Consider the following 24,107-nt stretch of genomic DNA (forward strand, 5'->3'; position numbering starts at 1 on the left):
TTCTGAGTAAAAAAGATTCCGAAGAGTTTCTACTCTGACCCCAAATATTATCATATTACTGTACCGCTACAGTTATAGTTGGCATCCTATCCCATGTTTTCCCCTCCAGCTTTCTGCCATTGGCTTTTTTACTCCGTTTTATCCCGTCTTTGCCCCATGTGCCCCATTGCTTAAAAAAGAACTCTACGCCGGCCTTTTTGCATTGGTCCCTGACCTTTAAAGCCCATGTTTCTTGCATTGGTCTTGCGCTAATGCCTGACTCGCCACCCACAATCACCCAATGAATGTTGGAAAGAGGCAGCTTGCCTAAATCTTCAAGTAAAGGTTCGATAGACAAGAAACGTGTTCTTGCCTTTATTTTTTGCAAGTCTCTAATTCGTGGCTTGCCGTATTCTTTGTCTTCAACGGATACCCCTAACCAGGCATTATCTGGAACTGAATGACTTTGAAAATACTGGTGCATCCTTGCGCTACGCTTGGTCAATATCTGGTATGTGTGCCAAGGTGTTTCTTCGACAACAGCCATTACTTTTTCAATGAATTCGAAAGGAACCCCATCCTGAAAAAGATCACTCATGGAGTTAACAAAGTACATCGTTGGCTTTTTTCGTTTCATAGGCTGAGATAGACGATCTGGCATCAGGCTCAACTTAAAGCCGTTTTCATAACCTGGCGCACCCATTGCCTGCAATCGTTTTGACATGGTTTCTGCATAGCAGTGTTTGCAGCCTGGTGATATTTTTGTACAACCAGTAACCGGGTTCCAGGTTTGCTCTGTCCACTCGATTTTGCTCATATGAACCTCAAAATTGGGTTAGTGTTGTTTTTTTAAAATATCTTGGACAACTTTATCTGCGAGTCGCCAGGCTTTTTCATTCGGATTAGAAACCGCAAAATAAAACAGGAATAGTGGCCGGTTATTATTGTATAGCATAAGTGGCTTGGCCACGTAATTGAAAGACTGTTTTAGACGCTTTGTTACCCATTCTTCAAGTTCCTGGATATTCAACCGCTCAGTTGCATCGTCTGGGTCTGTAGAATTAAACAGATCACCCGTTGGCGGTTTTTGCTTAGGTTTATAAAGAGCATCTTTCCAATCCCCGGTTCCCAGCAATCGAGTCAGCGTTTTTTCCCATTCGGGCCTGATTTTCGCGCCGTCCCGTGGTGTCATTCTTGCTATGACAGAAATAGGAAATAACAGCCACAAATCAACTTTTTGAGATTTGGTGACATGTTGCAATGTACGCCAATCTAGTTCCGTATTATAGGGATCTAGAAACAATACAGCTCTGTCTGTACTACTTAATGTATTACAGAACTCCGGCACAAATATATTGGCATCTTTCTGGGTGATATGAATCGTTTTATGCGGGTACTCTTCTCTGATCTGTTTCAGAGGTGTGATGTATTCAGGATTTAGATCGTTGAAATGATACTGGTGAAAACCTGGATTCACATCAAGCGCTATTCTTACCGAGCCCTGGAAGTCTTCAGAGGGGAGCATTTGCTCTTGGAATTCTATTTCCTTGGGGTCCTGAGAACCCGTACCTGCAAATGCATCGACATAGTGTAAAGTAAACGATTTATTGCGTAGCGCTGTTGAATAGAACTTGAGATATTTCTCAAGTACTTCAAGTTTTTTCCGTGTCCACGGACCGCCAAAACTATGCCTCATAGCAAATCCTTGTTCAGGCTACACACATGACCAATACTGTTCTTATATACAGTATTATGATATTTGTCAACCTCCTGAATGATAAAAGAATAATAAGAAGAAGAGAGAAGTGCATTCTTGCGCAGGAGTGTCGGATGTCATTTGCTATTACATGAGTAATAAATCCTACTCCCAGGAAAGTGAAACCATGGGAGTCAGACCTAAATAGTTTATTCCGTTTTATCCCACTGCCACCTTCGAAACACCCGGATCATACCCCAAATTAGGCGCCAGCCAACGCTCGGCTTCCTCCACCGTCATCCCTTTCCGCCGTGCATAATCTTCCACCTGGTCCCGATTAATCTTCCCAACCCCAAAATACTTCGATTCTGGGTGACTGAAGTACCAGCCGGAAACCGCCGCAGTGGGCAGCATGGCGAAGTGCTCGGTGATGCTGATCCCGGCGTTGGCTTCCGGATCGATCAGTTCCCACAACAACGCCTTTTCCGTGTGGTCCGGGCAGGCCGGGTAGCCGGGAGCAGGGCGGATGCCTTTGTACTGCTCCTTAATGAGCCCGTTGTTGTCGAGTGCTTCATCACTGGCATAGCCCCAGAATTCCTTCCTTACCCTTTCATGCAAACGCTCTGCAAAAGCTTCGGCCAGGCGGTCGGCCAGGGCCTTGAGCATGATGCTGTGGTAATCGTCGTGGTCAGCTTCAAAACGCTTTACGTGTTCGTCGATGCCGATGCCGGCGGTGACGGCGAAGGCGCCGATGTAGTCTTTCAGGCCGGTGTCTTTGGGCGCGACGAAGTCGGCCAGGCACTGGTTGGGACGGCCCGGGGGTTTCTGGTTTTGCTGGCGCAGGTGGTGCAGGGTGGTCAGCACTTCGTTGCGGTCTTCGTTGGTATAGACCTCGATGTCGTCGTCGCCCACCTGGTTGGCGGGGAACAGGGCGAACACGGCTTTGGCCTGTAGCCATTTTTCGTCGATGATCTGGTCAAGCATGGCCTTGGCGTCTTCGAACAGGTTGCGGGCGTGTTCACCGACGATTTCGTCGTCGAGGATTTTCGGGTAGCTGCCGGCCAGTTCCCAGGTTTTGAAGAACGGGGTCCAGTCGATGTACTGGCGCAGTTCTTCCAGCGAGTAGTCGTCGAACACGGTGATACCCCAGGTTTTCGGTACCGGCGGGGTGTAGTTGTCCCAGTCGAGGGGGATCTTGTTGGCGCGCGCGTGTTGCAGGGTCAGCCATTCGGTCTTGCGCTGTTTGCCGGCGTGCATGGCGCGGACTTTTTCGTACTCGGCCTTGATCTCTTCGATGTAAGGCGCTTTGTTGTCTTCGCTGACCAGGTTCTGCGCCACGCCGACGGCGCGTGAAGCGTCTTTCACGTAGATGGTCGTGCCGTGGTAGCCGGGTTCGATTTTAACGGCGGTGTGGACGCGTGAGGTGGTGGCGCCGCCGATCAGTAGCGGGATGTCGAAGCCTTCGCGTTCCATTTCCTTCGCCAGGTGCGCCATTTCGTCCAGGCTGGGGGTGATGAGTCCGGACAGGCCGATGATGTCGACGTTGTGTTCTTTGGCGGCGTCGAGGATTTTCTGGGCAGGCACCATGACGCCGAGGTCAACGACTTCGAAGTTGTTGCACTGCAGCACTACGCCGACGATGTTTTTGCCGATGTCGTGTACGTCGCCCTTGACGGTGGCCATGAGGATTTTGCCTTTGGCGCCCGTTGCGTCGGCGTTTCCGGCTTTCTCGGCCTCGATGTAGGGCAGCAGGTAGGCGACGGCTTTTTTCATGACGCGCGCGCTTTTGACCACCTGCGGCAGGAACATTTTGCCTTCGCCGAACAGGTCGCCGACGACGTTCATGCCGTCCATCAGCGGGCCTTCGATGACCTGGATGGGGCGCTCGTATTGCTGGCGGCATGCTTCGGTGTCTTCGACCACGAAGCTGTCGATGCCTTTCACCAGGGCGTGCTCGAGGCGTTTGGTGACGGGCCAGCTGCGCCATTCCAGGTCTTCTTTTCTTTCCGCGGTGCTGCCGTCGCCCTTGTACTTGTTGGCGATCTCCAGCAGGCGTTCGGTGGCGTCGTCGCGGCGGTTGAGTACCACGTCTTCGACGCGTTCGCGCAGTTCGTCGGGCAGGTCGTCGTAGATGGCCAGTTGCCCGGCGTTGACGATGCCCATGTCCATGCCGGCCTTGATGGCGTGGTACAGGAACACGGCGTGGATGGCTTCGCGTACCGGGTTGTTGCCACGGAACGAGAACGATACGTTACTGACGCCGCCGCTGACCTTGGCGTGCGGCAGGGTCTGTTTGATCTGGCGCGTGGCCTCGATGAAGTCCACGCCGTAGTTGTTGTGTTCCTCGATGCCGGTGGCGACAGCGAAGATGTTGGGGTCGAAGATGATGTCTTCCGGCGGGAAGCCGACTTCCTCGGTGAGGAGTTTGTAGGCGCGGGTGCAGATCTCGACCTTGCGTGCCTGGGTATCGGCCTGGCCGGTTTCGTCGAAGGCCATGACGATAATGGCGGCACCGTATTTGCGGCACAGTCTGGCGTGTTCGATAAACGCGGCTTCGCCTTCCTTCATGCTGATGGAGTTGACGACGCCCTTGCCCTGGATGCACTTCAGGCCGGCTTCGATGATCGGCCACTTGGAGGAGTCGATCATCACCGGTACACGCGAAATGTCCGGCTCACCGGCAATCAGGTTGAGGAAGGTGACCATGGCTTTTTCGCCATCGAGCATGCCTTCGTCCATGTTGATGTCGATGATCTGCGCGCCGTTCTCGACCTGGTCGCGTGCCACGGTCAGGGCTTCGTCGTACTGTTCTTCGAGGATGAGGCGTTTGAACCTGGCCGAGCCCGTCACGTTGGTGCGTTCGCCGACGTTGACGAACAGCGACTCGTCGGTGATGTTGAGGGGCTCCAGGCCGGACAGGCGCAGTACGAAGTTGTTGTCGACTTTTTTGCGCGGCGGGCATTGGGAAACCGCCTCGGCGATGGCCTTGATGTGTGGCGGGGTGGTGCCACAGCATCCGCCGATGATGTTCAGGAAGCCGCTCTCGGCCCATTCGCCGAGTTCTTTGGCCATGTCTTCGGGGGATTCATCGTATTCACCGAATTCATTGGGCAGGCCGGCGTTGGGGTGTGCGTTGACGTAGCAGTCGGCGGTGCCGGCCAGTTCTTCCACGTACTGGCGCAACTGTTTGGCGCCCAGCGCGCAGTTAAAGCCGATGGAGATCGGGTTCACATGGCGCATGGCGTTGAAGAAGGCTTCTGCCGTCTGGCCGGACAGGGTGCGGCCGGAGGCATCGGTGATAGTGCCGGAGATCATGACCGGGCGTTCGTTGCCCGAGTCTTCGAAGTAGGTCTTGACGGCAAAGGCGGCGGCCTTGGCGTTGAGGGTGTCGAAGATGGTCTCGATGAGGATGATATCGGAGCCGCCCTCGACCAGTGCGCGGGTGGCTTCGTAGTAGGTTTCTTTCAGCTCGTCGAAGGTGACGTTACGAAAGCCCGGGTTGTTCACATCCGGTGACAGTGATGCGGTGCGGTTGGTCGGGCCGAGTACGCCGGCGACGAAACGCGGTTTGTCGAGGGTGGAAAGTGCATCCGCGGCATTGCGCGCCAGCCGCGCGGAGGCATAGTTCAGCTCGAACACCAGGTCTTCCTGCTGGTAGTCGGCCAGCGAGATCGACGTGGAGTTGAAGGTGTTGGTCTCGATGATGTCCGCGCCGGCCTCGAGGTAGGCCTTGTGGATGTCGCTGATGATCTGCGGCTGGGTCAGCGACAGCAGGTCGTTGTTACCCTTCAGATCACAGGGCCAGTCGGCAAAGCGCTCGCCCCGGTAGTCGGCTTCGTCCAGTTTGTAGCGCTGGATCATGGTGCCCATGGCGCCGTCGAGGATGAGGATGCGTTCCTGGAGTAACTCTTCTAGTGTTTTCATGGGGTTGTGCCATTGTTCGAATGGCGCCCATTGTACCAGATCTATTAACCGGCTGCTTTACCGGGGCGGGTCACTGCGACGAGGCAACACGCCAGCTGTTGAAGGGTGCGGATTGCCCGAATGCCTCGTAGCCTTCCAGGCCGGCCAGCTTTTCCGCGTCGAACTGGTAGCCGAAGCCTTCTTCCAGAATATTCAGCACCAGTACGGCGTCGGCATAGTTCTCGGTGAACACCAGTGCATCCAGCAGCACCCAGTAGTTTTTGATGAAAGCGGGCTCTCTGTTGATGCCGTCGCGGGCATAGGCGATGGCGCTTTTGTAGTCTTCTGTCATCAGGGCAAGGCCGGCGTGAAGTGTATCCAGGCCGGCATCCTCACCCAGTTGGACAGCGGTTTTATCGAGTGACTTGTGGGCTTCGGCGTAGTCACCATTGACCTGGTGGTATTCGAACATCAGAAGGGCATAACTGTCCTGCTTCCGGTATATCGGCGCCAGGTCGGCAAGTACTGTCTGGTAAGTGGCCGGCGAGATACGGTTTGCGGCCTGGAAATAGGTGTACATCAACAATGAATTCTCCCGGATACCCGGGGGGAGCTGATCGTAGGTTTGCAGTAACTGTTGTGGGTCAGTGCCTTTTACCGCAGCGAAATAGGCTTTGAGCGCTGCTACACCACCGGAATCCGGTTTCTGGGCGATTGTGCCGACGTTAAGTGCAAAACCACCGATGGCCTTGCTGGCGATTTCACCGAGAGCGTAGTTCAGCCAGTCGACGATAGTGACCTTGCCGTTCGCACGGCGCAGGTACACTTTCCAGTAACTGATACCGCCGTCTTCAGGTTCAATACGAATCAGCGCGACAGCCTGGTCGGGCTGGTCGGTATCGTTTGGCATGAGGCGAAGGAAGTCAGCATATTGGACTGAAGAAAACGTATCACCGAAACGGTTATCCACTATTTTTTGCAGTGACTTGGCATAGCTGGCCACAGCCTGTTTCTTTACGGCCGCCAGACCCAGCGATGTGAGTGAGCGGCGGGCAAACTGTTCGGTGTCCAGACTACGGGTAAACAGCGTGCTGTCTCTGGCAGCCATGGACGCTGCCAGTGCCTTGCCAAACTGCTCAAAACTGCCGGCATCAGGGCGGGAGGCCAGGGTGTCGGTGACCGTGTTGCTGGCAGGCTGACTGGCGCAGCCCGTTATCAGAACGACCAGCAGTGTCAGTGGCCAAAGTAATGCGCGCATGATGCGGTCTCCGGTTCGTGGTGGCATGCGGTGGTTTGCAGCCGTCAACTCAGTTAGTTGAAATTGTGTTCAGGCGATCCAGCAAGGTATTGATCTTTGCGTTGATGCTGCCTTTCGGGGTGATGTTGTTCAGCTGTGTGGTGTATTCCAGTGTGTTCCTGACCTGGTTAATAGCACTGTAGTAGCTGTCCAGCTGGCCGGGCATTACAACTTCCTTTCGGGAGCTGTAATGATGCGTGACCGTCAGTTTACGGTCTGCGTAATTGATCGCACGCCGGTAATCGATGAACTTGCCCTTGACGGCGACCGACGGTTCCCTGTTTTCGTAGTCGATGTCTTCGGGATAGATGATGGTTGACTGATGCCGGACGTTGACAGGGTATGAAATAGCCAGCGGTGCAGTACGGCGGATGGTGTCCGGCTTTTTGATGTAGGGCGCGATGGATGAACCTATGACATAGGCGATTCTGTTTTCGTTGTCCGCTTTCCAGAAGTCATCGATATGGTAGTGTTCCACGACGGTCAAACGGTTGTCAGTGGTGTCATTGCTCGCGGTTATATCGTTGTCCAGGCTGATGGACGGATATATTTTTGCATAGTAGTTCATAAACGCACGGGCGATTTCAGCGGGTGTATTGGTGGCAAAATACTCGCGCATCGATTCGGCGACGGTGCCGCGATACGTTGTCGTGACGCTGAGTGAAACCGGGGTGCTGTAACTGCTGGTCAGGAACGCTTCTTCCACGTCGATACTGGATGCCGCGCTGTTGGCGACTTCGATCTTTGCCAGGCGGTTTTCGCCTTTACGGATGATCAGCGCACGCTCGAAATCGGGTACGCCCAGTGTGTCGATGCTGCCTTGCTGGTAGTTACTGGTTCCATCCAGCCAGTAGCGTTTGCCATCCAGTTCGGTTGTGACAATGACATGATCGAACAGGCCGGGGCTGGGTAGCCAGTTGTCGACGTCACGCTGGTATTCGGTGGAAACCAGGGCCGGGTATGCCTTGATGCCCAGCTGGTCAAGTATTGTCACCAGCAGGGTCGCCTTGTCCTTGCAGTCACCGTAGCGGCGTTCGTAGACTTCACCGGGCGGGCTGGGACGGTGTGAGTTCTGGCCCAGTTCGATCCCGAAGTAGCGAACCTCATTCTGCACCAGTTTCAGGGCGCGTGCGGTAAGTTGTTTCTTGTCCGGTTCTTCGTCGCGCCATTGTTGCAGGATTTCGACAAGTGACGCGGGCAATGCATCATCGTGTTTGTACAGGCTGTTTGCCCAGCGCGTAACGTCGCGCCAGCGGCGATATTCACTGATCTGGACACCGGGATAAGGCTGGTGCCAGCTGGGAACGGCATCTTCAGAGATAATCGCAGGCGTGTTCTCCTGTGACCATTCGTATTCAATGCGACCGTTGTGGCGGCGGATGACCGGCTCAAGGTCTGTATTCAATGAGCGGGTATAGAGTTTGCGTTCGGCCGGGGCCGATACCCGTACCCGGGCCCGGTCTACCGGGACATTCCAGCCCAGGGAAAATGCAGAAAAATACTTGTTTCCGAAAACCGGGTTGCGGCCTTCGATGGAGTAGGCCAGGTCGACCGAGTCCTTGAGTCGCACGTCGTTAACGATAATCACCGCGGTGACGACACCGTCATACAGTCTTTTATCGAAGTCCTGTTCGCGCTGAATCAGACGAACCTGCTCGGGCTGGAGCTTGTTGGTTAACTGTCCATCGCGTACCAGGTCCAGCTTGTGCAGCGTAAGGGTCTGGTAAGCCGGGTTGAAGTTGATCTCGATTTCGGCGGCCTGGTTCAGGCCGGCCTCTGTCAATGGCTGGGTGACCATGCGGCTGAAGCGGGTTTCGCCGGATTCCGATATATACACCTGGTGATCCACCAGGCGGTAGGCGGCTGCCAGTCCGGGGCGCTGCCCGGGCACTTCGGCCAGGTCCGCCCAGTCGACCCAGCCCGGCAGCGGTTCGGTGGAAAACGAATAACCGCTTTTATCAAACTGCCGGGCCTGCACTGGCGCTGTAAACAGCACCACGATGGTGGCAACGAACAGTCCGCGTAACACGCTGGGAAACAAGGTAAATGGCATCCGCTCTGGTCCAATGAGTTATTCCTCCCGGTCTGATCGGCCGTTGCCCGCATCGACTTGAGCGCAGAATCGCTTTCAGCTGTTACTTCACAGGTTTACAATCACTCCGTCATAACCGGACAAAAGAGGGCAAAACCATGACCAGAAGAATCCTCAAAGCGTTTGTTTACCTGATCCCCGCTTTACTGATGACCCCCGCTGTACAAGCTGACGCGACCCTGACCATGAAAGATGGCAGCGGTAAAATGGACTCTGTTATTGAGGTAAAAGGTCACATGGTGCGCATGTCGTCGCCCGGTGATTCGGAATACATGCTCTATGACGCACAACGCGACATGGTGATACACGTCAACAGCGCCAAACGCGAGTACATGGAAATTGATCGTAATACGCTGGCCGAGATGGCCGACTCGGTAGCCCGGGTGAGGAAGGAAATGGCACCGCAAATGGCGATGATGCGTGAGCGACTGAAGAACCTCCCGCCTGAACAACGCGCCATGATTGAACAGCAAATGGGTGGTATGGCGAGCCTCGGCGCAATGGAAGCCAAACCGGCGGCCAGGCTAACCTCGGTCAAGCGAGGCAGTGACAAGGTGGCCGGATTCAAATGCGAGCGTTACGATGTGATGAGTGACAAGCAGCGCGTTTCCGAGCTTTGCGTGGCGACCCGTACGGGTGCGGGCCTGTCGAAATCCGATTTTTCCACCGTCCGTTCTGCGATGAAGTTCATGCGTGAGATGGCGGCAGGCGCACAGGAAATAAGCGCTGGCATGGGCGCTACGGAAATGTCGATGGGTGATGTCGATGGCGTACCGGTTTCCGCGAAAGATCTCAGGAACGGCCGTGAGTTTCACCTTGTGAAGGTCTCCGGTGACAAGCTGGACGAAACGCGGTTCAACGCATACCGCTCGATGAGCAAGAAGGACATGCCGAAAATGCGCTAGTTCGCCGCAGAAGGTTTGCAGTGAGGCCGGTACTACTGCTTGCACTCGACTTTCAGGATGGTTCCGTCGACACCTGTGACTTCGACGCGGGTTCCGGCAGGGCAGTCATCACCGTGCACTTTCCAGGTGGAATCATCCACGTGAATCTTGCCCACGCCATCGATGATCGGCGCTTCCAGGGTAAAGGTCCGGCCAAGGTATTGCTCGCCGCGCCGGTTCAGGTGCGGCTGGTCGGTGTCTGCAGGCGTGGAGCGGAAATACTTTCGCCAGATCACGATGCTGATCACTGACAGTACCGAGAACAGCAGCAACTGGTATTCCCAGATCATATCCGGCAATACGTAGACCACGCCGCCAACGGTGACGGCAGCAAGTCCCAGCCAGAGGAAGAAGGCGCCGGGTGCGAATACTTCGAGGATGATCAGCACGGCTGCGAGGATCCACCAGTGCCAGTGGCCGATGGACTCGATCATGCGGCTGAATCCTTGCTTTTGGCCATGGCATCCCTGGCCAGTTCGGCGATGCCGCCAATGGCGCCAATGACGCCGGAAGCTTCCAGTGGCATCAGCACCAGTTTCTCGTTGGGTGAAGTGGCAATCGCCTGAAGGGCATCGACATATTTGGTGGCGATGAAGTAATTGATGGCGTTGATGTCGCCGCTGGCAATGGCTGTGGAAACCATCTGCGTCGCCTTGGCTTCGGCTTCGGCCTGGCGCTCGCGTGCTTCGGCATCGAGGAAGGCCGCCTGGCGATTACCTTCGGCGTCCAGGATAACCGCCTGCTTTTCACCCTCGGCCTTGAGAATTTCGGCCTGTCGGAAACCTTCAGCATCGAGGATGTTGGCGCGTTTTTCACGCTCGGCCTTCATCTGTCGTGCCATCGCATCGACCAGGTCACGCGGCGGGGTGATGTCCTTTATTTCGATACGCGTTACCTTGACGCCCCAGGGCGTTGTGGCGTCGTCGACCACGGACAACAACCTGGCATTGATGCTGTCGCGCTGGGACAGTAGTTGATCGAGATCCATCGAGCCCATCACCGTACGGATATTAGTCATGGTCAGGTTCAGGATCGCAAGCTCCAGCTGGTTGACCTCGTAGGCGGCCTTGGCAGCGTCGAGTACCTGGAAGAATACCACCCCATCCACGGTGACCATGGCGTTATCCTTGGTGATGACTTCCTGCGAGGGGACATCCATGACCCGTTCCATCATGTTCAGCTTGGCGCCGATGCGATCGACCACCGGGATGATGAGGTTGAGTCCCGGCCGCAGTGTTTTGGTGTAACGACCGAAACGTTCAACCGTAAACTCGGTGCCCTGTGGCACGGATTTGACGCCCATGATGACCAGTACTACAGCCAGTACCAGAAAGAGTATGACAAATTCCTGAAATCCGAACATGATGCCTCCTTGTATTGTTTTGATATTTATTGAACCGGGTCGGCCTTGATCCAGATACTCTCGCTGTGCCGATCCTGGGTTGAATAGTATTTTCCCGGTTGTGCAGCGCCACGCTTCAGTTCACCGGTGGTTCCGCCGAGCGGGATCCATTCCCCCAGTCGTCCGCTGATGGTTGTTGTGGCGCTGCGTGTGTTGATTGCTCCACCCGGGTCAAGCGCATCCCGGTGGGGGCTGATATCGAGTATCACCCGCTCTCCGCTGACCCGTGGGCGCACATAAAACCCGCTGGTGACATCCTTGTAGTCAACGCTCGACTCAACGATGCTTTGTCCATTGCGCTGGTAAACCTGGCCGGAAAAGTAGGGGATGGATTGACCGGTTTCGATATAGCCCGCAGTGCCTTCCATGATGCGCAAGCGGTGTATGGGGTTGTCCTGCAGGTGTGCCCGTGTGCCGTAAATGCGTCCCGTGGCAGTCGTCCTGTTCCCCTGGAGGGTGGCGCTGGCGCCACCGGGTGCTGTTGAGCTGCTGCCAAGTTGTATATCGGCATTACTGTCCCGGTAGTGGATGCCGGCTGCGGCACCAAGCGCCTGCAAGTCACGTTCGCTGCCCTGGAAGACAGAAATCATTAACTGTGCCGCCGCGCGGTCCAGTTTGCTCACCAGTTCGCGGATTTGTGCCTGGCGCGTGGCATCGGCCTTCAGGATAAGCTGGAAACCCCGTCCCGTGACGGATTCGTCGGCATTCAGCATGGGTTTGATCAAGGGGATGATTTCCCCGGCAGGGCGGTTGTGGAGGTCAATAATGTCCAGCTCGCTGGCAGACACCAGCACACTGTTGAATACGAACAGCAAGGCGATGAAGAACGGTGCTTTCATCACAGATACAGGCGCCGAAATTCGGGATGAACTTCACTGCGTTCCCACACTTCAGTGAAAAAATCCGTTTTGCGTTTTGCCTCGACCGGGTTATAGAAGTTGGCTGTGCCTTCGTAACGATCAGACATCTTGCGATAAACCAGGCCACATTGGTCAGCGATCATGAAGGCTTCGTTGTGATGCCGGTAATCGGGATGAGGCTGACGCAATTCGATAGAACTGCTGAGTTTACGCGCCAGTTCGAGGAGTCGCTGGCAGCGTTTAACGGCTTCCTCCGGCTGTTGTACCAGGAAACGGATACGCGCCTTGCGGTTGCGCAGGCACAGGTTGCCGAGGTTGTCGAGGAAGTCATTTTGCTCGTAGAGTCCGGGGTCGAGATTGCGCGAGAAAATATCCAGTGTGTCCTGCGCCTGTTTGGCCATCAGGTTGGTGGCATGCGCGGTGTCAGCCCGGCTGTCCAGTTCGATATCAAGGTCTGACAGTCCAAGCTGCAGCTTTACAAAACGCTGGAAGTTTTCTTCGTTCTTCATACACCAAGCCTACTGTGATGAAGGGCTACTGTACAGTCACACGCCGCGTGCGGTGGGGGATACCGGCGTCCTCGAAGGCATCCCCATCGGGCTCAAAACCGGACAGCTGGCAGAAGGGTTCTGTGCCGGGTTGGGCGTGCAGGAAAACCGCCTTGCAACCCGTTTCAGAGCCTCCTTGTCTTGCCTCCGGCTGGCGTAAATGCTTCAGACTGGTGCAAAAAGGTTAAGTATTTTTCCCGCCTGGCCGTTATGAGTGGGAAGGACTTGCAGCCGTATATCAAGGATAGGACGCAAGTCTACGTATTATAAGGAAAATTCGGCTAGTCGGACTGATCAGTCCGATGCTTTCCATTTTTTGTATCCCGAGCGTAGAGGATTGGCAAAAATGCCTTCCGGATGCGTGTTCGTGTGATGTGCCCGGAAATTATTACAGCGCTCAGGGATGGGGACATGTGAATGAAACGCATTAAAGCCGCGACCGTTATGTCGCAGGGTTTGGTGGTATTGAAGACCTGGTTGGGGAATCTGTCAGCGGGCACAGGTCTGCTGGTGTTGCTTGCCGGCGCAATGATCTGGCTGGTGCTGGATATTACCTTTCAGGGTGCCATGCGAGAGCAGCGTACCTGGATGATGCTGGCGTTCGGAGTGTTGCTGCTTGTTGCGGCTGCGCGCTACGTAACCCGTATTGAACGAGTTCATGCAATTGTCGAAAATTACGCGCAGCGGCTTGGTATTCCTTTGCCGGCGTTTGATCGATGCAATTCAATTGACCGGTTACAGCAACGTCTTGAGCGCCTCAGTGAAGAAGTCATTGCCGAGAATTATGCACTGGAATACCAGGCGCGCCATGACAACCTGACGAACCTGCCAAACCGCTCGCTTTTTCTCGAGCGTTTCGAATCCGAATTGCAATCAGCGCATGACAGCAATGCTTCGGTAGCACTTTTTATTATGGATCTTGATCGCTTCAAGGAAGTGAATGACACACTCGGTCATCATATCGGTGATCGTTTGTTGCAGGAGGTCGGTCGCAGGTTGCTGTCCGTTCTGAGGCGAACAGATACTGTGGCGCGGCTCGGTGGTGATGAGTTTGCCGTATTGTTGCCTGGCGCCGACCGCGACCATGCAAAATTGATTTGTCGCAAGATTGCCACTGCACTTGAACAGCCGATAAAAGTCGAGAATCTCCGCCTGCGGGCCGGCATCAGTATTGGAATTGCCTTGTGTCCGGATCATGGGCAGGACGCAAACCTGTTAATGCGGTTTGCCGATGTTGCCATGTATGAAGCCAAGCGGAAGCAAAAAGGCTTTGCCTTCTATGCCGCAGGCCGTGACAACAAATCTATCAGCCGCCTGGGTTTGTCATCCGAACTCAAGGAAGCGATAGAACAGGATCAGTTGATCCTGGACTACCAGCCAATGGTGGATATTTCCAGCGGCAGGATTTTTTGTGCCGAAGCACTGGTGCGCTGGAACCACCCGCAGTATGGGCTGGTTCCACCTGAAGAGTTCATTCCGTCTGCAGAACAGACCGGTGTCATCCGGCCTCTGACGTTATGGGTGATTGACCGGGCCCTGGCACAGGTTTCCAGTTGGTCAAAAATTGGTATTGATCTGAGTATCAGTATTAATCTCTCGGTGCGCAGCCTTCAGGACCGTCAGCTACCGGCACAGGTCCAGAGGCTGGTCATGTTGCATAACGCTGATCCGTCCCGGGTCATTCTTGAAATTACGGAAAGCGCGATTATGTCCGACCCTTTGACGGCACGCCGGGTCATGAGGCGTTTGTCGAGCATGGGTTTCCAGTTATCTGTCGACGATTTCGGTACCGGTTATTCCTCGCTGGCCTATCTCAAGCAGTTACCGGTCGACGAGATCAAAATAGACAAGTCATTCGTGACACAGATGGACCGCGATGAAAATGATGCCGTCATTGTTCGCGCCACGATTGATCTGGCCCACAACCTGGGCCTGAAAGTTGTAGCAGAGGGGGTGGAAAGCACCGACGTGTGGGATCTTCTGGAAATGCTGGGTTGCGATACAGCGCAAGGTTACTTTATACGCAAGCCTCAGGGTCCCCGCGAACTGGCCGACTGGATCTGTTCCCGTGAATGGAAACAGGAGCGTTGGGTAACGCCCCTGAAGTTGGCCAAATAAAGCGCGAAGCGAAGTATGGTGTCGATGTATTTATCCCCGCACAAGCGGGGATTTTTTTGCTAGATGGATTTCGCCTGTTCGGTGGCGTTACCGGTATAACTGCCGGGTGTCAGTCTGGACAAGGCCTTCCTGGCTTCCGGTGGTATGTCCAGGTTTTCGATAAAAGTCTTCAGCGATGCCGCATCAATACCCTTGCCGCGCGTCAGTTCCTTGAGTTTTTCGTAGGGCTGCTCCACGCCGTAGCGGCGCATCACGGTCTGTACGGCTTCTGCCAGGACTTCCCAGGTTGCATCCAGGTCTTCTGCAAGGCGCGCGGGATTGGCTTCGAGTTTGCCGATGCCGCGAAGCAGGGAGTCATAGCCGATCACGGAGTGTGCAACACCCACACCCAGGTTGCGCAACACGGTAGAGTCGCTGAGATCCCGTTGCCAACGGGATATCGGCAGTTTCATCGACAGGTGGTCGAAGATCGCATTGGCAATACCGAAATTGCCTTCGGCATTCTCGAAATCAATCGGGTTGACCTTGTGTGGCATGGTCGACGACCCCACTTCGCCGGCAACGGTTCGCTGTTTGAAATAACCGAGCGAGATATAACCCCATACGTCACGTGCAAAGTCGATCAGGATCACGTTGTAACGTGCCACCGCATCGAACAGTTCGGCGATGTAATCGTGCGGCTCGACCTGGATCGTGTAGGGGTTCCAGTCGAGACCGAGGCTGGTGACAAAATCACGGCTGAAGGCCGGCCAGTCGATCTCGGGGTAGGCAATCATGTGCGCGTTGTAGTTACCGACGGCACCGTTGATCTTGCCCAGCATGGGAACGGCGGCGACCTGGTCACGCTGGCGGTGCAGGCGAAAGGCCACGTTGGCCATTTCCTTGCCCAGCGTGGTCGGCGAGGCGGGTTGTCCATGGGTACGTGACAGCATGGGCAGCTCGGCATTGTCGTGCGCCAGCTGCGTGACTGTGCGGATGATTTCGTCAAGCCGGGGCAACAATACCTGTCCACGTGCCTCGCGCAGCATCAACGCATGGGCAAGGTTATTAATGTCTTCCGAGGTGCAGGCGAAGTGAATGAATTCACTGACCGCTTCCAGTTCATTATTGCCGGTGATCTTTTCCTTGAGGAAGTACTCCACCGCCTTGACGTCGTGGTTTGTGGTACGTTCGATGTTCTTGACGCGTTGTGCGTCTTCTTCACTGAAATTGTCGGCAATGGCGGCCAGCAGATTGCTGGCATGTTCGCTGAGCACCGGGACTTCCGGTATACCGGCATGCGCGGCCAGAGCCTGCAGCCAGCGTACTTCAACCAGCACGCGGTGACGGATCAAACCGTATTCACTGAAGATGGGACGCAGTACTTCTGTTTTCCGGCCATAGCGGCCATCGACAGGGGAAACGGCGGTGAGTGATGTCAGTTCCATGCTCATATCAGGCAGCCAGTTGACGCAGAACGTAGTGAAGGATACCACCGTGACGGTAGTACTCGATTTCCTGTGGGGTATCGATGCGTACCCGCACAGTGAAGGTTTTTTCACTGCCATCATCGCTCACCGCACGCACGGCAAGCTGTTTGGCAGAGCCGTCACCGAGGCCTTCGAAGTGGAAGGTTTCCTTGCCGGTCAGACCGAGTGAGGTGGCGGTTTCACCCTCGTTGTATTGCAATGGCAGTATGCCCATGCACACCAGGTTGGTGCGGTGGATACGTTCGTAGCTTTCGGCAATGACGGCACGCACACCCAGCAGACGGGGCCCCTTGGCAGCCCAGTCGCGTGATGAACCGGAACCGTACTCCTTGCCCGCCAGTACAACCAGGGGAATGTTCTCGTCCTTGTAGCGCATGGCGGCATCGTAGATGCTCATCTGCTCACCATCCGGCAGATGGACGGTGACGCCACCCTCGGTGCCGGGCGCCAGCTGGTTACGCAGGCGAATGTTGGCGAAGGTGCCGCGCATCATGACTTCGTGGTTACCGCGCCGCGAACCCAGCGAGTTGAAGTCGGCGGGCTGAACACCTTTTTCCAGCAGGTACTGGCCAGCCGGGCTGTCAGGCTTGATGGCGCCGGCCGGAGAGATGTGGTCGGTTGTCACAGAATCGCCCAGCATGGCCAGCGCACGTGCGCCGTGGATATCCTGGACCTCGTCTACCTGCTTGCTCATCCCTTCGAAGTAGGGCGGGTTGCGAATGTAGGTAGAGTCTTCCTGCCAGCCGAACAGCTGGCCTTCCGGAGACGCCAGTGCATTCCAGCGGTTCTCGCCCTTGAAAACGTCTTCATAAACACGGGTGAATTCTTCACGGTTGACGCTACTGCTGATCAGTGCATTGATCTCGCCCTGGCTCGGCCATACGTCTTTCAGGAATACATCGTTTCCGCCGGTGTCCTTGCCGAGTGGCTCATTCACCAGATCGATGTCCATTGTGCCTGCAAGCGCATAGGCTACCACCAGCGGTGGTGAAGCGAGATAGTTCATGCGTACCTCGGCGTGTACACGTCCTTCGAAGTTCCGGTTGCCGGACAGCACCGAGCAGGCGGACAGGTTGCCATCCGCAATGGCTTTGGAAACAGGTTCCGGCAACGGACCTGAATTACCGATACAGGTGGCACAGCCATAACCCACGACATTGAAGCCCAGACTATCCAGATCGTCCATCAGCCCGGCCTGGTTAAGGTATTCGGTAACAACCTGTGAGCCGGGTGCCAGTGAGGTCTTGACCCAGGGTTTTACTTTCAGGCCTTTGGCCGCCGCTTTGCGCGCCACCAGGCCTGCACCGATCATGACCGACGGGTTGGAGGTGTTTGTGCAGGACGTGATGGAGGCGATGACCACGGCACCATCATCCAGCTCGAACTCCTGGCCGTTGATGCTGCCGGAAGCCGCATGGCTTTCCAGGTTACGTTCGGCTTTCAGTGCATTCAGGGCATCGTTGAACATCTTTTTCGAGGCATCAAGCGGTACGCGGTCCTGCGGGCGCTTGGGCCCCGCAAGGCTCGGTGCAACATGACGCATGTCCAGTTCCACAACACTGGTGTAGCGTGCTTCAGCTTGTCCCTTGCGACGGAACATGCCCTGTTCGCGTGCATAGGCTTCAACCAGGGCGACCTGTTCTTCGCTGCGACCGGAGAGGTGGAGGTAGTTCAGTGTTTCCTCATCGACCGGGAAAATACCGCAGGTCGCACCATACTCGGGTGCCATATTGGCCAGCGTGGCGCGATCGGCCAGCGACAGGTGGTCGAGGCCGTCACCGAAGAACTCGACGAACTTGCCAACGACACCGTGCTTGCGCAGCATTTCGACAACCAGTAACACAAGGTCGGTGGCGGTTGCGCCTTCCGGCAGTTCGCCGCTCAGTTTGAAGCCGACAACCTGCGGGATCAGCATGGACACCGGTTGGCCGAGCATGGCCGCTTCGGCTTCGATGCCGCCCACACCCCAGCCGAGTACGCCGAGACCATTGATCATGGTGGTGTGCGAATCGGTGCCGACCAGTGTGTCGGGATAAGCCTGCAACACCCCGTTATTTTCCTGCGCAAATACCACGCGCGCCAGGTACTCGAGATTGACCTGGTGAACGATACCGGTATCCGGCGGTACGACCTTGAAGTTGGAGAAACCTTTCTGACCCCATTTCAGGAAGGCGTAGCGTTCCTGGTTACGCTGGTATTCAATTTTGGCATTCAGATCCATCGAGTCCTTGCGCCCGAAGCTGTCGATCTGCACCGAGTGGTCGATGACCAGTTCGGCGGGCTGCAGCGGATTGATTTTTTGCGGATCGCCGCCCAGCGCTTTCATGGCATCGCGCATGGCCGCGAGATCGACCACGGCAGGCACCCCGGTGAAATCCTGCATCAGCACACGTGCAGGGCGGAAAGCGATTTCCTGAGCGGGTTCCGCGTTGGGGTCCCAGTTGATGAGGGCTTCGATGTCGTCGCGGGTAACGGTCTTGCCGTCTTCAAAGCGCAGCAGATTTTCCAGCAGCACCTTGAGTGACCAGGGTAGTGTGGAAACATCCTTTTCCAGCGCCGGCAGGCGGTAGATTTCATAGTCCTTGCCGTTGCAGTTCAGTGTGCTCCGTGTGGAAAAACTGTCGCTCATTCAAAGCTCCCGTGACCCGATTTCAAGTAAGCGCGACATTATGAGCTATTTGATTTGCGCTGGGTAGGGTGCAAGGAACCTCTGGTTAATCCGTCATTGCGAGGAACGTAGTGACGCGGCAATCTCTAACAGACTGATCCCGATGTATTAAGATTGCCGCGCTTTGCCCATAGAATCTCTCCGGATTTCATAACGGGAACCTTACTCTTACGGGTCAAGGCATCGCAATGACAGGAATCCTGAATTAATCGAAGTATCCTTAATATATACAATAAGATATAGAATATAATTAATGTGTTATCGTATTATTGTCCGGTGTTCACCGCCAGCATGTTACTGGCCGTTTCCACCAGCTTCTTGCGTTCGAACAGCAGGCCCACTCGCGTTCCACCACACTGGCGCCACAGCACCGTGGCGCGCATGGCGGCCAGTAACAGTGCGCGTACGCGATTCGCCACCAGGGTGTCCGACAGTCGTTCCGGCTGACCGCGTACCATGATCCGGGGCGACAGTGTGCTGACGGTGTTGGCGTACAGGTCGGCGAGGCTCGCGATCATATTGTCATGCACGATATCAAAATGCGTTGCCTGTGTTTGTGCGCGCTCGATGCCCGCACTCAACCGGTCAAGCAGATCGGAGCGCTTGCTGAGTTTGCGTTCCAGGTGAAGCAGGGTAACAAGGTAACGGCTGAGTTCGGCATCGGGTCTGCCTTGCCCCCCGATGAGTTGTGTTTTCAATAAGGTCAATCCGGTACGCAACGGGGTGATGCCACCAAAGACATCGGCGACCGAGTCAGAATCAATTACCAGGATGCTGCCAACACTGGCCTGCATGGCCGACAGATCGCAGGGTCGTCCGTGGGCGGTTTCCTGTACCAGTTTCAGCGCCTGCAGGACGCCGGCAAAGGCCAGTGTGCGATCATTTATGTCGTGTTCACTCATTGCTGGATAGTACCGCCGCCCAGGCAAATGTCATCATCATAAAACACCACCGCCTGCCCGGGCGCGACGGCGCGTTGTGGTGTATCAAACTGTACCTCGCAATGCGTGCTATCGAGTGCGCGAATTTCACACGCCTGCACCGGCTGGCGATAACGGATACGTGCCTCGCAGCGCAGGGGGATTTCAGGTGCCTGACCCGATATCCAGTGGGTGTCACTGGCAACCAGGGCAGGCTGGAACAGGGCCGGGTGGTGCTTGCCCTGGGCAACAACCAGCCGGTTGTTGTCGATGTCCTTGCCACAGACGTACCAGGGTTCACCGCTATGGCCTTGCATGCCCCCGATACCCAGTCCCTGGCGCTGGCCGATGGTGTGGAACATCAGGCCATCGTGTGTGCCGATTACCTTGCCTTCGGTGTCCACGATTTCACCGGGTTGTGCGGGTATGAAACGTTCCAGGAAGGTTTTGAATTTGCGCTCACCGATAAAACAGATGCCGGTGCTGTCCTTCTTGGCAAAGTTTGGAAAGCCCTCACGTTCTGCAATTGCGCGCACTTCGGATTTATACCGTTCACCCAGCGGGAACAGGCTGTGGTTAAGTGCACGCTGGCCGAGGCGGTACAGGAAGTAACTCTGGTCCTTGTCCGGGTCGAGTCCCTTCAGCAGTTCGCGTTTGTCCCTGTCGCCCGTTACCCGCGCATAGTGTCCTGTTGCGATCCAGTCGGCGCCAAGCGCCAGCGCATAGTCGAGGAAGGCGCGGAACTTGATCTCCTGGTTACAGAGGATGTCCGGGTTGGGTGTGCGCCCGGCCCTGTATTCGGACAGAAAATATTCAAAAACACGGTCCCAGTATTCACTGGAAAAACTGATGGTACGCAGCTTGATACCCAGCCGGTCAGCGACAGCACGAGCATCGATCAGATCCTGTTCCGCCGGACAATGGCCTGCTTCGTCGTCTTCATCCCAGTTCTTCATGAACAGGGCTTCTACATCGTAGCCTTGCTGCAGGAGCAGGTGTGCGGCAACAGCGGAGTCCACGCCTCCGGACAGTCCGACGATCACCCGGTTTGTGTTCTTGATCAGGGCTTCGCTAGACATCGACAAGGAGTTCAAGTGGATAGCGTTTGCCGGCGATATAGTCTTCCAGTGAACGCAGTACCAGCGGGCTGCGTAGTTCCGGTTGATGTGCGCGGATTTCGTCCAGTGTCATCCAGTGTGCCGCTATGATGTCATTATCCAGCGCACGCCCGGCTTCCGGCCCGGCGCATTCACCGCAGAAGGTGGCGCGCAGGAACGTGTCACCGCTTTCATTATTACGCCAGCGGTACAGGCCGACCAGCGCCTGCGGCTTGAAGCGGCAGGCGGTTTCCTCCAGGCATTCTCGCCTGGCAGCCTCGACCAGGCTTTCCCGGTCTTCGAGGTGCCCGGCAGGCTGGTTGAAACGGGTTTTCCCGTACACGTTTTCTTCAACCATAAGAAAATGTCTGTTTTTTTCACAGATAACGGCAACCGTTGCGCGTGGCTTCCAGGTCATGAGATTTGCAAAACGCCTGTAAATGATGATGATTTAAAGTATAAACAATTAGTTATGCATTGTAATTATATTGATGCATGAAAAAACTTGGCCAGTGTATGCGTCATAGACTTGACATTACCTCTGAGCCACATAAAGTAACGACCATGACCGACGCTGATTTGCGCGGGTTCGCCTCCGGTTCCTCAGGAACGTTTGCAGGTTTACGAACTCGGGGAGCCGGCAAAGAGGCGAAGGCCATAATAATAATGCAGGAGTTGCCCCGCGCAAATTCCCGCAGAAACCTAAATCCAGAAAGATCTATCACGACAAAACGTGAGGAGGAGTCATCATGCTAAAAGTCGTAAAACAGTTGTTCCTGTCCGGCGCACTTGTTGCGCTTACGTTCGGCAATGCCTTTGCCGAAGAAGTTCTAAAGCCGTTCGTTCTGGGTTACAAAACCAGTGGCGATATCCAGGCTGTAGCCGATGAAGTCAAGGGCAAGGTCGAAGGCGCCGGTTTTGAAGTGGTCGGTTCCTACTCTCCCTATGATGGCGCTATCGTTATGGCCATCACCAATGATGAACTGAAGAAAGCGGCTGCCAGCACCGAGTTCGGTGGTTACGAAGCCGGTCAGCGCGTTACCGTGACCAAAGTGGGTGACGAAATCCAGGTCAGTCAGCTACACCAACCCGATGTACTTTGCCAATACCTACCGTATCGAAGATACCAGCGGTCCGGCCGATGCCCTGAAGAGCCTTGAAGCGACGCTGGGTAAGGAAACGACCTACGGTACCGGTGAGAAGCAGCTGTCTGCTGCTGATCTGCGCAAGTATCACTACATGTTCGGTATGGAGTACTTCGACGACCCCAGCGAGCTGGCTGAGTACGACAGCTACGAAGAAGCCGTTGCTGCTGTCGAGGAAGGTCTGGCACAGGGTCGTGGTGGTGCAACCAAGGTATACCGCATCGATATCCCGGGTCGTAACGAAACGGTGTTCGGTGTAGCACTGAATGACAGTGGTTGCAGCGGTGACGAGTACATCATGAGCCGCGTCGACAAGGAAGCTATTCGTTCCACTGGTCACCTGCCTTACGAGATCCTGGTCTCCGACGGCGATGTCTATGCGCTGTATGCCCGTTTCCGTATCGCGATCAGCTGGCCGCACCTGCCGATGATCCAGAGCGACACCGGCGCTACTTTCTTCAACATCATGTGTGCACCTAACGCAATTGAAGAAGCTTTGATCGACGCTGCTGGCGGCGATATCTAGAAAACGACAGTTAAACGTCGCATTGAACCCTCGCAGCCCCTGGCTGCGGGGGTTTTTTATTTGTGCCGCATCGAGCCTCTGGTACAATCGCGCGATCTTTTCAGTCTGACCAGGAATCCACATGGGATATCAAAATATTACGCTCCCCGAACAGGGCGGAAAAATAACAGTCAATGCCGATCATTCATTAAACGTACCCGATCAACCGATTGTGCCGTTTATCGAAGGTGATGGTATTGGTGTGGATATCACCCCGGTGATGCGTGATGTCGTGGATGCAGCCGTTGAAAAGGCCTTCGGCGGAAAACGCAAAATCAGCTGGATGGAAATTTATGCCGGTGAAAAGTCCAACGCCGTTTACGGTGAGAACACCTGGCTGCCGGCAGAGACGATGGAAGCCATTCGCGAGTTTGTTGTGGCTATCAAGGGCCCCCTGACGACCCCTGTGGGTGGCGGTATTCGCTCCCTCAATGTTGCGTTGCGCCAGGATCTCGATTTGTATGTCTGCCTGCGACCGGTGCGCTATTACCAGGGCACACCCAGCCCGCTCAAGGAACCGGAAAAAACCGATATGGTGATTTTCCGTGAGAATTCCGAAGACATCTATGCAGGTATTGAGTGGGAATCCGGCTCGGCAGAAGTCAAAAAGCTCATCGACTTCCTGCAAAATGAAATGGGGGTCACTAAAATCCGCTTCCCGGAAACATCGGGTATTGGCATAAAACCGGTTTCCGAAGACGGGACCAAACGCCTGGTCCGTCGTGCGCTCCAGTACACCATTGACCAGGACCGCGCGTCACTCACCCTGGTGCACAAGGGCAACATCATGAAGTTCACCGAGGGTGCCTTCAAGAGCTGGGGTTATGAGCTGGCGAAAGAAGAGTTCGGCGCAAAGGAAATCGATGGCGGGCCATGGTGCAGTTTCAAAAACCCGGATACGGGTCGCGAAATTGTCGTCAAGGACGTCATCGCGGATGCCTTCCTGCAGCAGATCCTGTTGCGTCCGGCCGAGTACAGTGTGATCGCCACGCTTAACCTGAACGGTGATTATATTTCCGACGCGCTGGCTGCCCAGGTCGGTGGTATTGGCATGGCACCCGGCGCAAACCTTTCGGATACGGTTGCCCTGTTCGAAGCCACGCACGGTACAGCGCCCAAGTACGCTGGCAAGGACCAGGTCAACCCGGCCTCACTGATTCTTTCGGCTGAAATGATGCTGCGGCACCTGGGCTGGAATGATGCGGCCGATCTGATCGTGAAAGGGCTGTCAGGCGCCATTGCTGCAAAAACGGTGACCTATGACCTGGATCGGCTGATGGAAGGCGCGACAAAAGTCAGTTGCTCGGGTTTCGGCAAGGCCATTATCAACAATATGTAGGACGCACACAGTTGCCCGCCTGACACTGGCCAGGCGGGTAGTGCGGTAGCTGTTTCCTGTGCTGC

At 55.4% G+C, this 24,107-nt stretch carries 19 protein-coding genes; 5 read left to right on the forward strand and 14 right to left on the reverse strand.

Annotated features, from left to right (window positions below; translation table 11 throughout):
• Window positions 1–55 precede the first annotated feature (55 nt).
• The 5 genes from DFR30_RS07595 to DFR30_RS07615 form a co-directional block, all read right to left on the reverse strand.
• Window positions 56–796, reverse strand: coding sequence for a DUF5131 family protein (locus DFR30_RS07595; protein WP_132972086.1), 741 nt, complete (start codon window positions 794–796; stop codon window positions 56–58).
• An 18-nt stretch (window positions 797–814) separates the two neighbouring features.
• Entirely contained in the window at window positions 815–1,675 is an 861-nt protein-coding gene (tcmP, locus tag DFR30_RS07600) for a three-Cys-motif partner protein TcmP (RefSeq protein WP_132972087.1), read from the reverse strand.
• 219 nt (window positions 1,676–1,894) lie between these two features.
• Complete coding sequence (gene metH / locus DFR30_RS07605) at window positions 1,895–5,599, reverse strand: methionine synthase (protein ID WP_132972088.1); 3,705 nt, start codon at window positions 5,597–5,599, stop codon at window positions 1,895–1,897.
• 70 nt (window positions 5,600–5,669) lie between these two features.
• On the reverse strand, window positions 5,670–6,836 hold the full coding sequence (locus tag DFR30_RS07610; protein ID WP_132972089.1) for a hypothetical protein: 1,167 nt from the start codon (window positions 6,834–6,836) through the stop codon (window positions 5,670–5,672).
• A 49-nt stretch (window positions 6,837–6,885) separates the two neighbouring features.
• Window positions 6,886–8,928 (reverse strand): DUF3857 domain-containing transglutaminase family protein, encoded by a 2,043-nt coding sequence (locus DFR30_RS07615; RefSeq protein WP_132972090.1) that lies wholly within the window; start codon window positions 8,926–8,928, stop codon window positions 6,886–6,888.
• A gap of 137 nt (window positions 8,929–9,065) precedes the next feature.
• Between DFR30_RS07615 and DFR30_RS07620 the strand changes: the two genes are divergently transcribed.
• Entirely contained in the window at window positions 9,066–9,872 is an 807-nt protein-coding gene (locus tag DFR30_RS07620) for a DUF4412 domain-containing protein (RefSeq protein ID WP_132972091.1), read from the forward strand.
• A 32-nt stretch (window positions 9,873–9,904) separates the two neighbouring features.
• Here DFR30_RS07620 and DFR30_RS07625 read toward each other — a convergent pair whose 3' ends face one another.
• The 4 genes from DFR30_RS07625 to DFR30_RS07640 are packed head-to-tail and all read right to left on the reverse strand — an operon-like array spanning window position 9,905 to window position 12,682.
• Window positions 9,905–10,345: an NfeD family protein gene (locus DFR30_RS07625; protein WP_132972092.1), complete on the reverse strand. Its 441-nt coding sequence runs from the start codon at window positions 10,343–10,345 to the stop codon at window positions 9,905–9,907.
• Window positions 10,342–11,274 (reverse strand): SPFH domain-containing protein, encoded by a 933-nt coding sequence (locus tag DFR30_RS07630; RefSeq protein ID WP_132972093.1) that lies wholly within the window; start codon window positions 11,272–11,274, stop codon window positions 10,342–10,344. Before DFR30_RS07630 ends, DFR30_RS07625 begins: the two co-directional genes overlap by 4 nt.
• Before the next feature lie 26 nt (window positions 11,275–11,300).
• Window positions 11,301–12,152, reverse strand: coding sequence for a hypothetical protein (locus DFR30_RS07635; protein ID WP_132972094.1), 852 nt, complete (start codon window positions 12,150–12,152; stop codon window positions 11,301–11,303).
• On the reverse strand, window positions 12,152–12,682 hold the full coding sequence (locus DFR30_RS07640) for a DUF7931 domain-containing protein (protein WP_132972095.1): 531 nt from the start codon (window positions 12,680–12,682) through the stop codon (window positions 12,152–12,154). The genes DFR30_RS07635 and DFR30_RS07640 overlap by 1 nt, the downstream gene beginning before the upstream one ends.
• A gap of 456 nt (window positions 12,683–13,138) precedes the next feature.
• On the opposite strand from DFR30_RS07640, the gene DFR30_RS07645 reads away from it, so the two are divergent.
• Window positions 13,139–14,839, forward strand: coding sequence for a putative bifunctional diguanylate cyclase/phosphodiesterase (locus DFR30_RS07645; RefSeq protein WP_132972096.1), 1,701 nt, complete (start codon window positions 13,139–13,141; stop codon window positions 14,837–14,839).
• 59 nt (window positions 14,840–14,898) lie between these two features.
• Here the strand turns inward: DFR30_RS07645 and purB are convergent, their stop codons facing one another.
• The 5 genes from purB to DFR30_RS07670 form a co-directional block, all read right to left on the reverse strand.
• On the reverse strand, window positions 14,899–16,266 hold the full coding sequence (purB, locus tag DFR30_RS07650; RefSeq protein ID WP_132974412.1) for an adenylosuccinate lyase: 1,368 nt from the start codon (window positions 16,264–16,266) through the stop codon (window positions 14,899–14,901).
• Window positions 16,267–16,273: 7 nt separating this feature from the next.
• Window positions 16,274–18,937 carry an aconitate hydratase AcnA gene (gene acnA, locus DFR30_RS07655; RefSeq protein WP_132972097.1) on the reverse strand — a complete coding sequence of 888 codons (2,664 nt, stop codon included), beginning with the start codon at window positions 18,935–18,937 and terminating at the stop codon, window positions 16,274–16,276.
• A gap of 305 nt (window positions 18,938–19,242) precedes the next feature.
• Complete coding sequence (hflD, locus tag DFR30_RS07660) at window positions 19,243–19,878, reverse strand: high frequency lysogenization protein HflD (protein ID WP_132972098.1); 636 nt, start codon at window positions 19,876–19,878, stop codon at window positions 19,243–19,245.
• Window positions 19,875–20,975, reverse strand: a complete 1,101-nt coding sequence (gene mnmA, locus DFR30_RS07665; protein WP_132972099.1) for a tRNA 2-thiouridine(34) synthase MnmA — start codon at window positions 20,973–20,975, stop codon at window positions 19,875–19,877. The genes hflD and mnmA overlap by 4 nt, the downstream gene beginning before the upstream one ends.
• Window positions 20,968–21,411 carry an NUDIX hydrolase gene (locus tag DFR30_RS07670; protein WP_132972100.1) on the reverse strand — a complete coding sequence of 148 codons (444 nt, stop codon included), beginning with the start codon at window positions 21,409–21,411 and terminating at the stop codon, window positions 20,968–20,970. Before DFR30_RS07670 ends, mnmA begins: the two co-directional genes overlap by 8 nt.
• A gap of 331 nt (window positions 21,412–21,742) precedes the next feature.
• Between DFR30_RS07670 and DFR30_RS14440 the strand changes: the two genes are divergently transcribed.
• The 3 genes from DFR30_RS14440 to icd all read left to right on the forward strand — a co-directional run bounded on the left by DFR30_RS14440 (window position 21,743) and on the right by icd (window position 24,042).
• Entirely contained in the window at window positions 21,743–22,153 is a 411-nt protein-coding gene (locus tag DFR30_RS14440; RefSeq protein ID WP_207891844.1) for a hypothetical protein, read from the forward strand.
• Window positions 22,086–22,664, forward strand: a complete 579-nt coding sequence (locus tag DFR30_RS14445; protein ID WP_207891845.1) for a hypothetical protein — start codon at window positions 22,086–22,088, stop codon at window positions 22,662–22,664. Before DFR30_RS14440 ends, DFR30_RS14445 begins: the two co-directional genes overlap by 68 nt.
• A 121-nt stretch (window positions 22,665–22,785) precedes the next feature.
• Entirely contained in the window at window positions 22,786–24,042 is a 1,257-nt protein-coding gene (icd, locus tag DFR30_RS07680; RefSeq protein WP_132972101.1) for an NADP-dependent isocitrate dehydrogenase, read from the forward strand.
• Window positions 24,043–24,107: the final 65 nt, after the last annotated feature.

The sequence above is a fragment of the Thiogranum longum genome, assembly GCF_004339085.1.
GTDB lineage: Bacteria > Pseudomonadota > Gammaproteobacteria > DSM-19610 > DSM-19610 > Thiogranum > Thiogranum longum.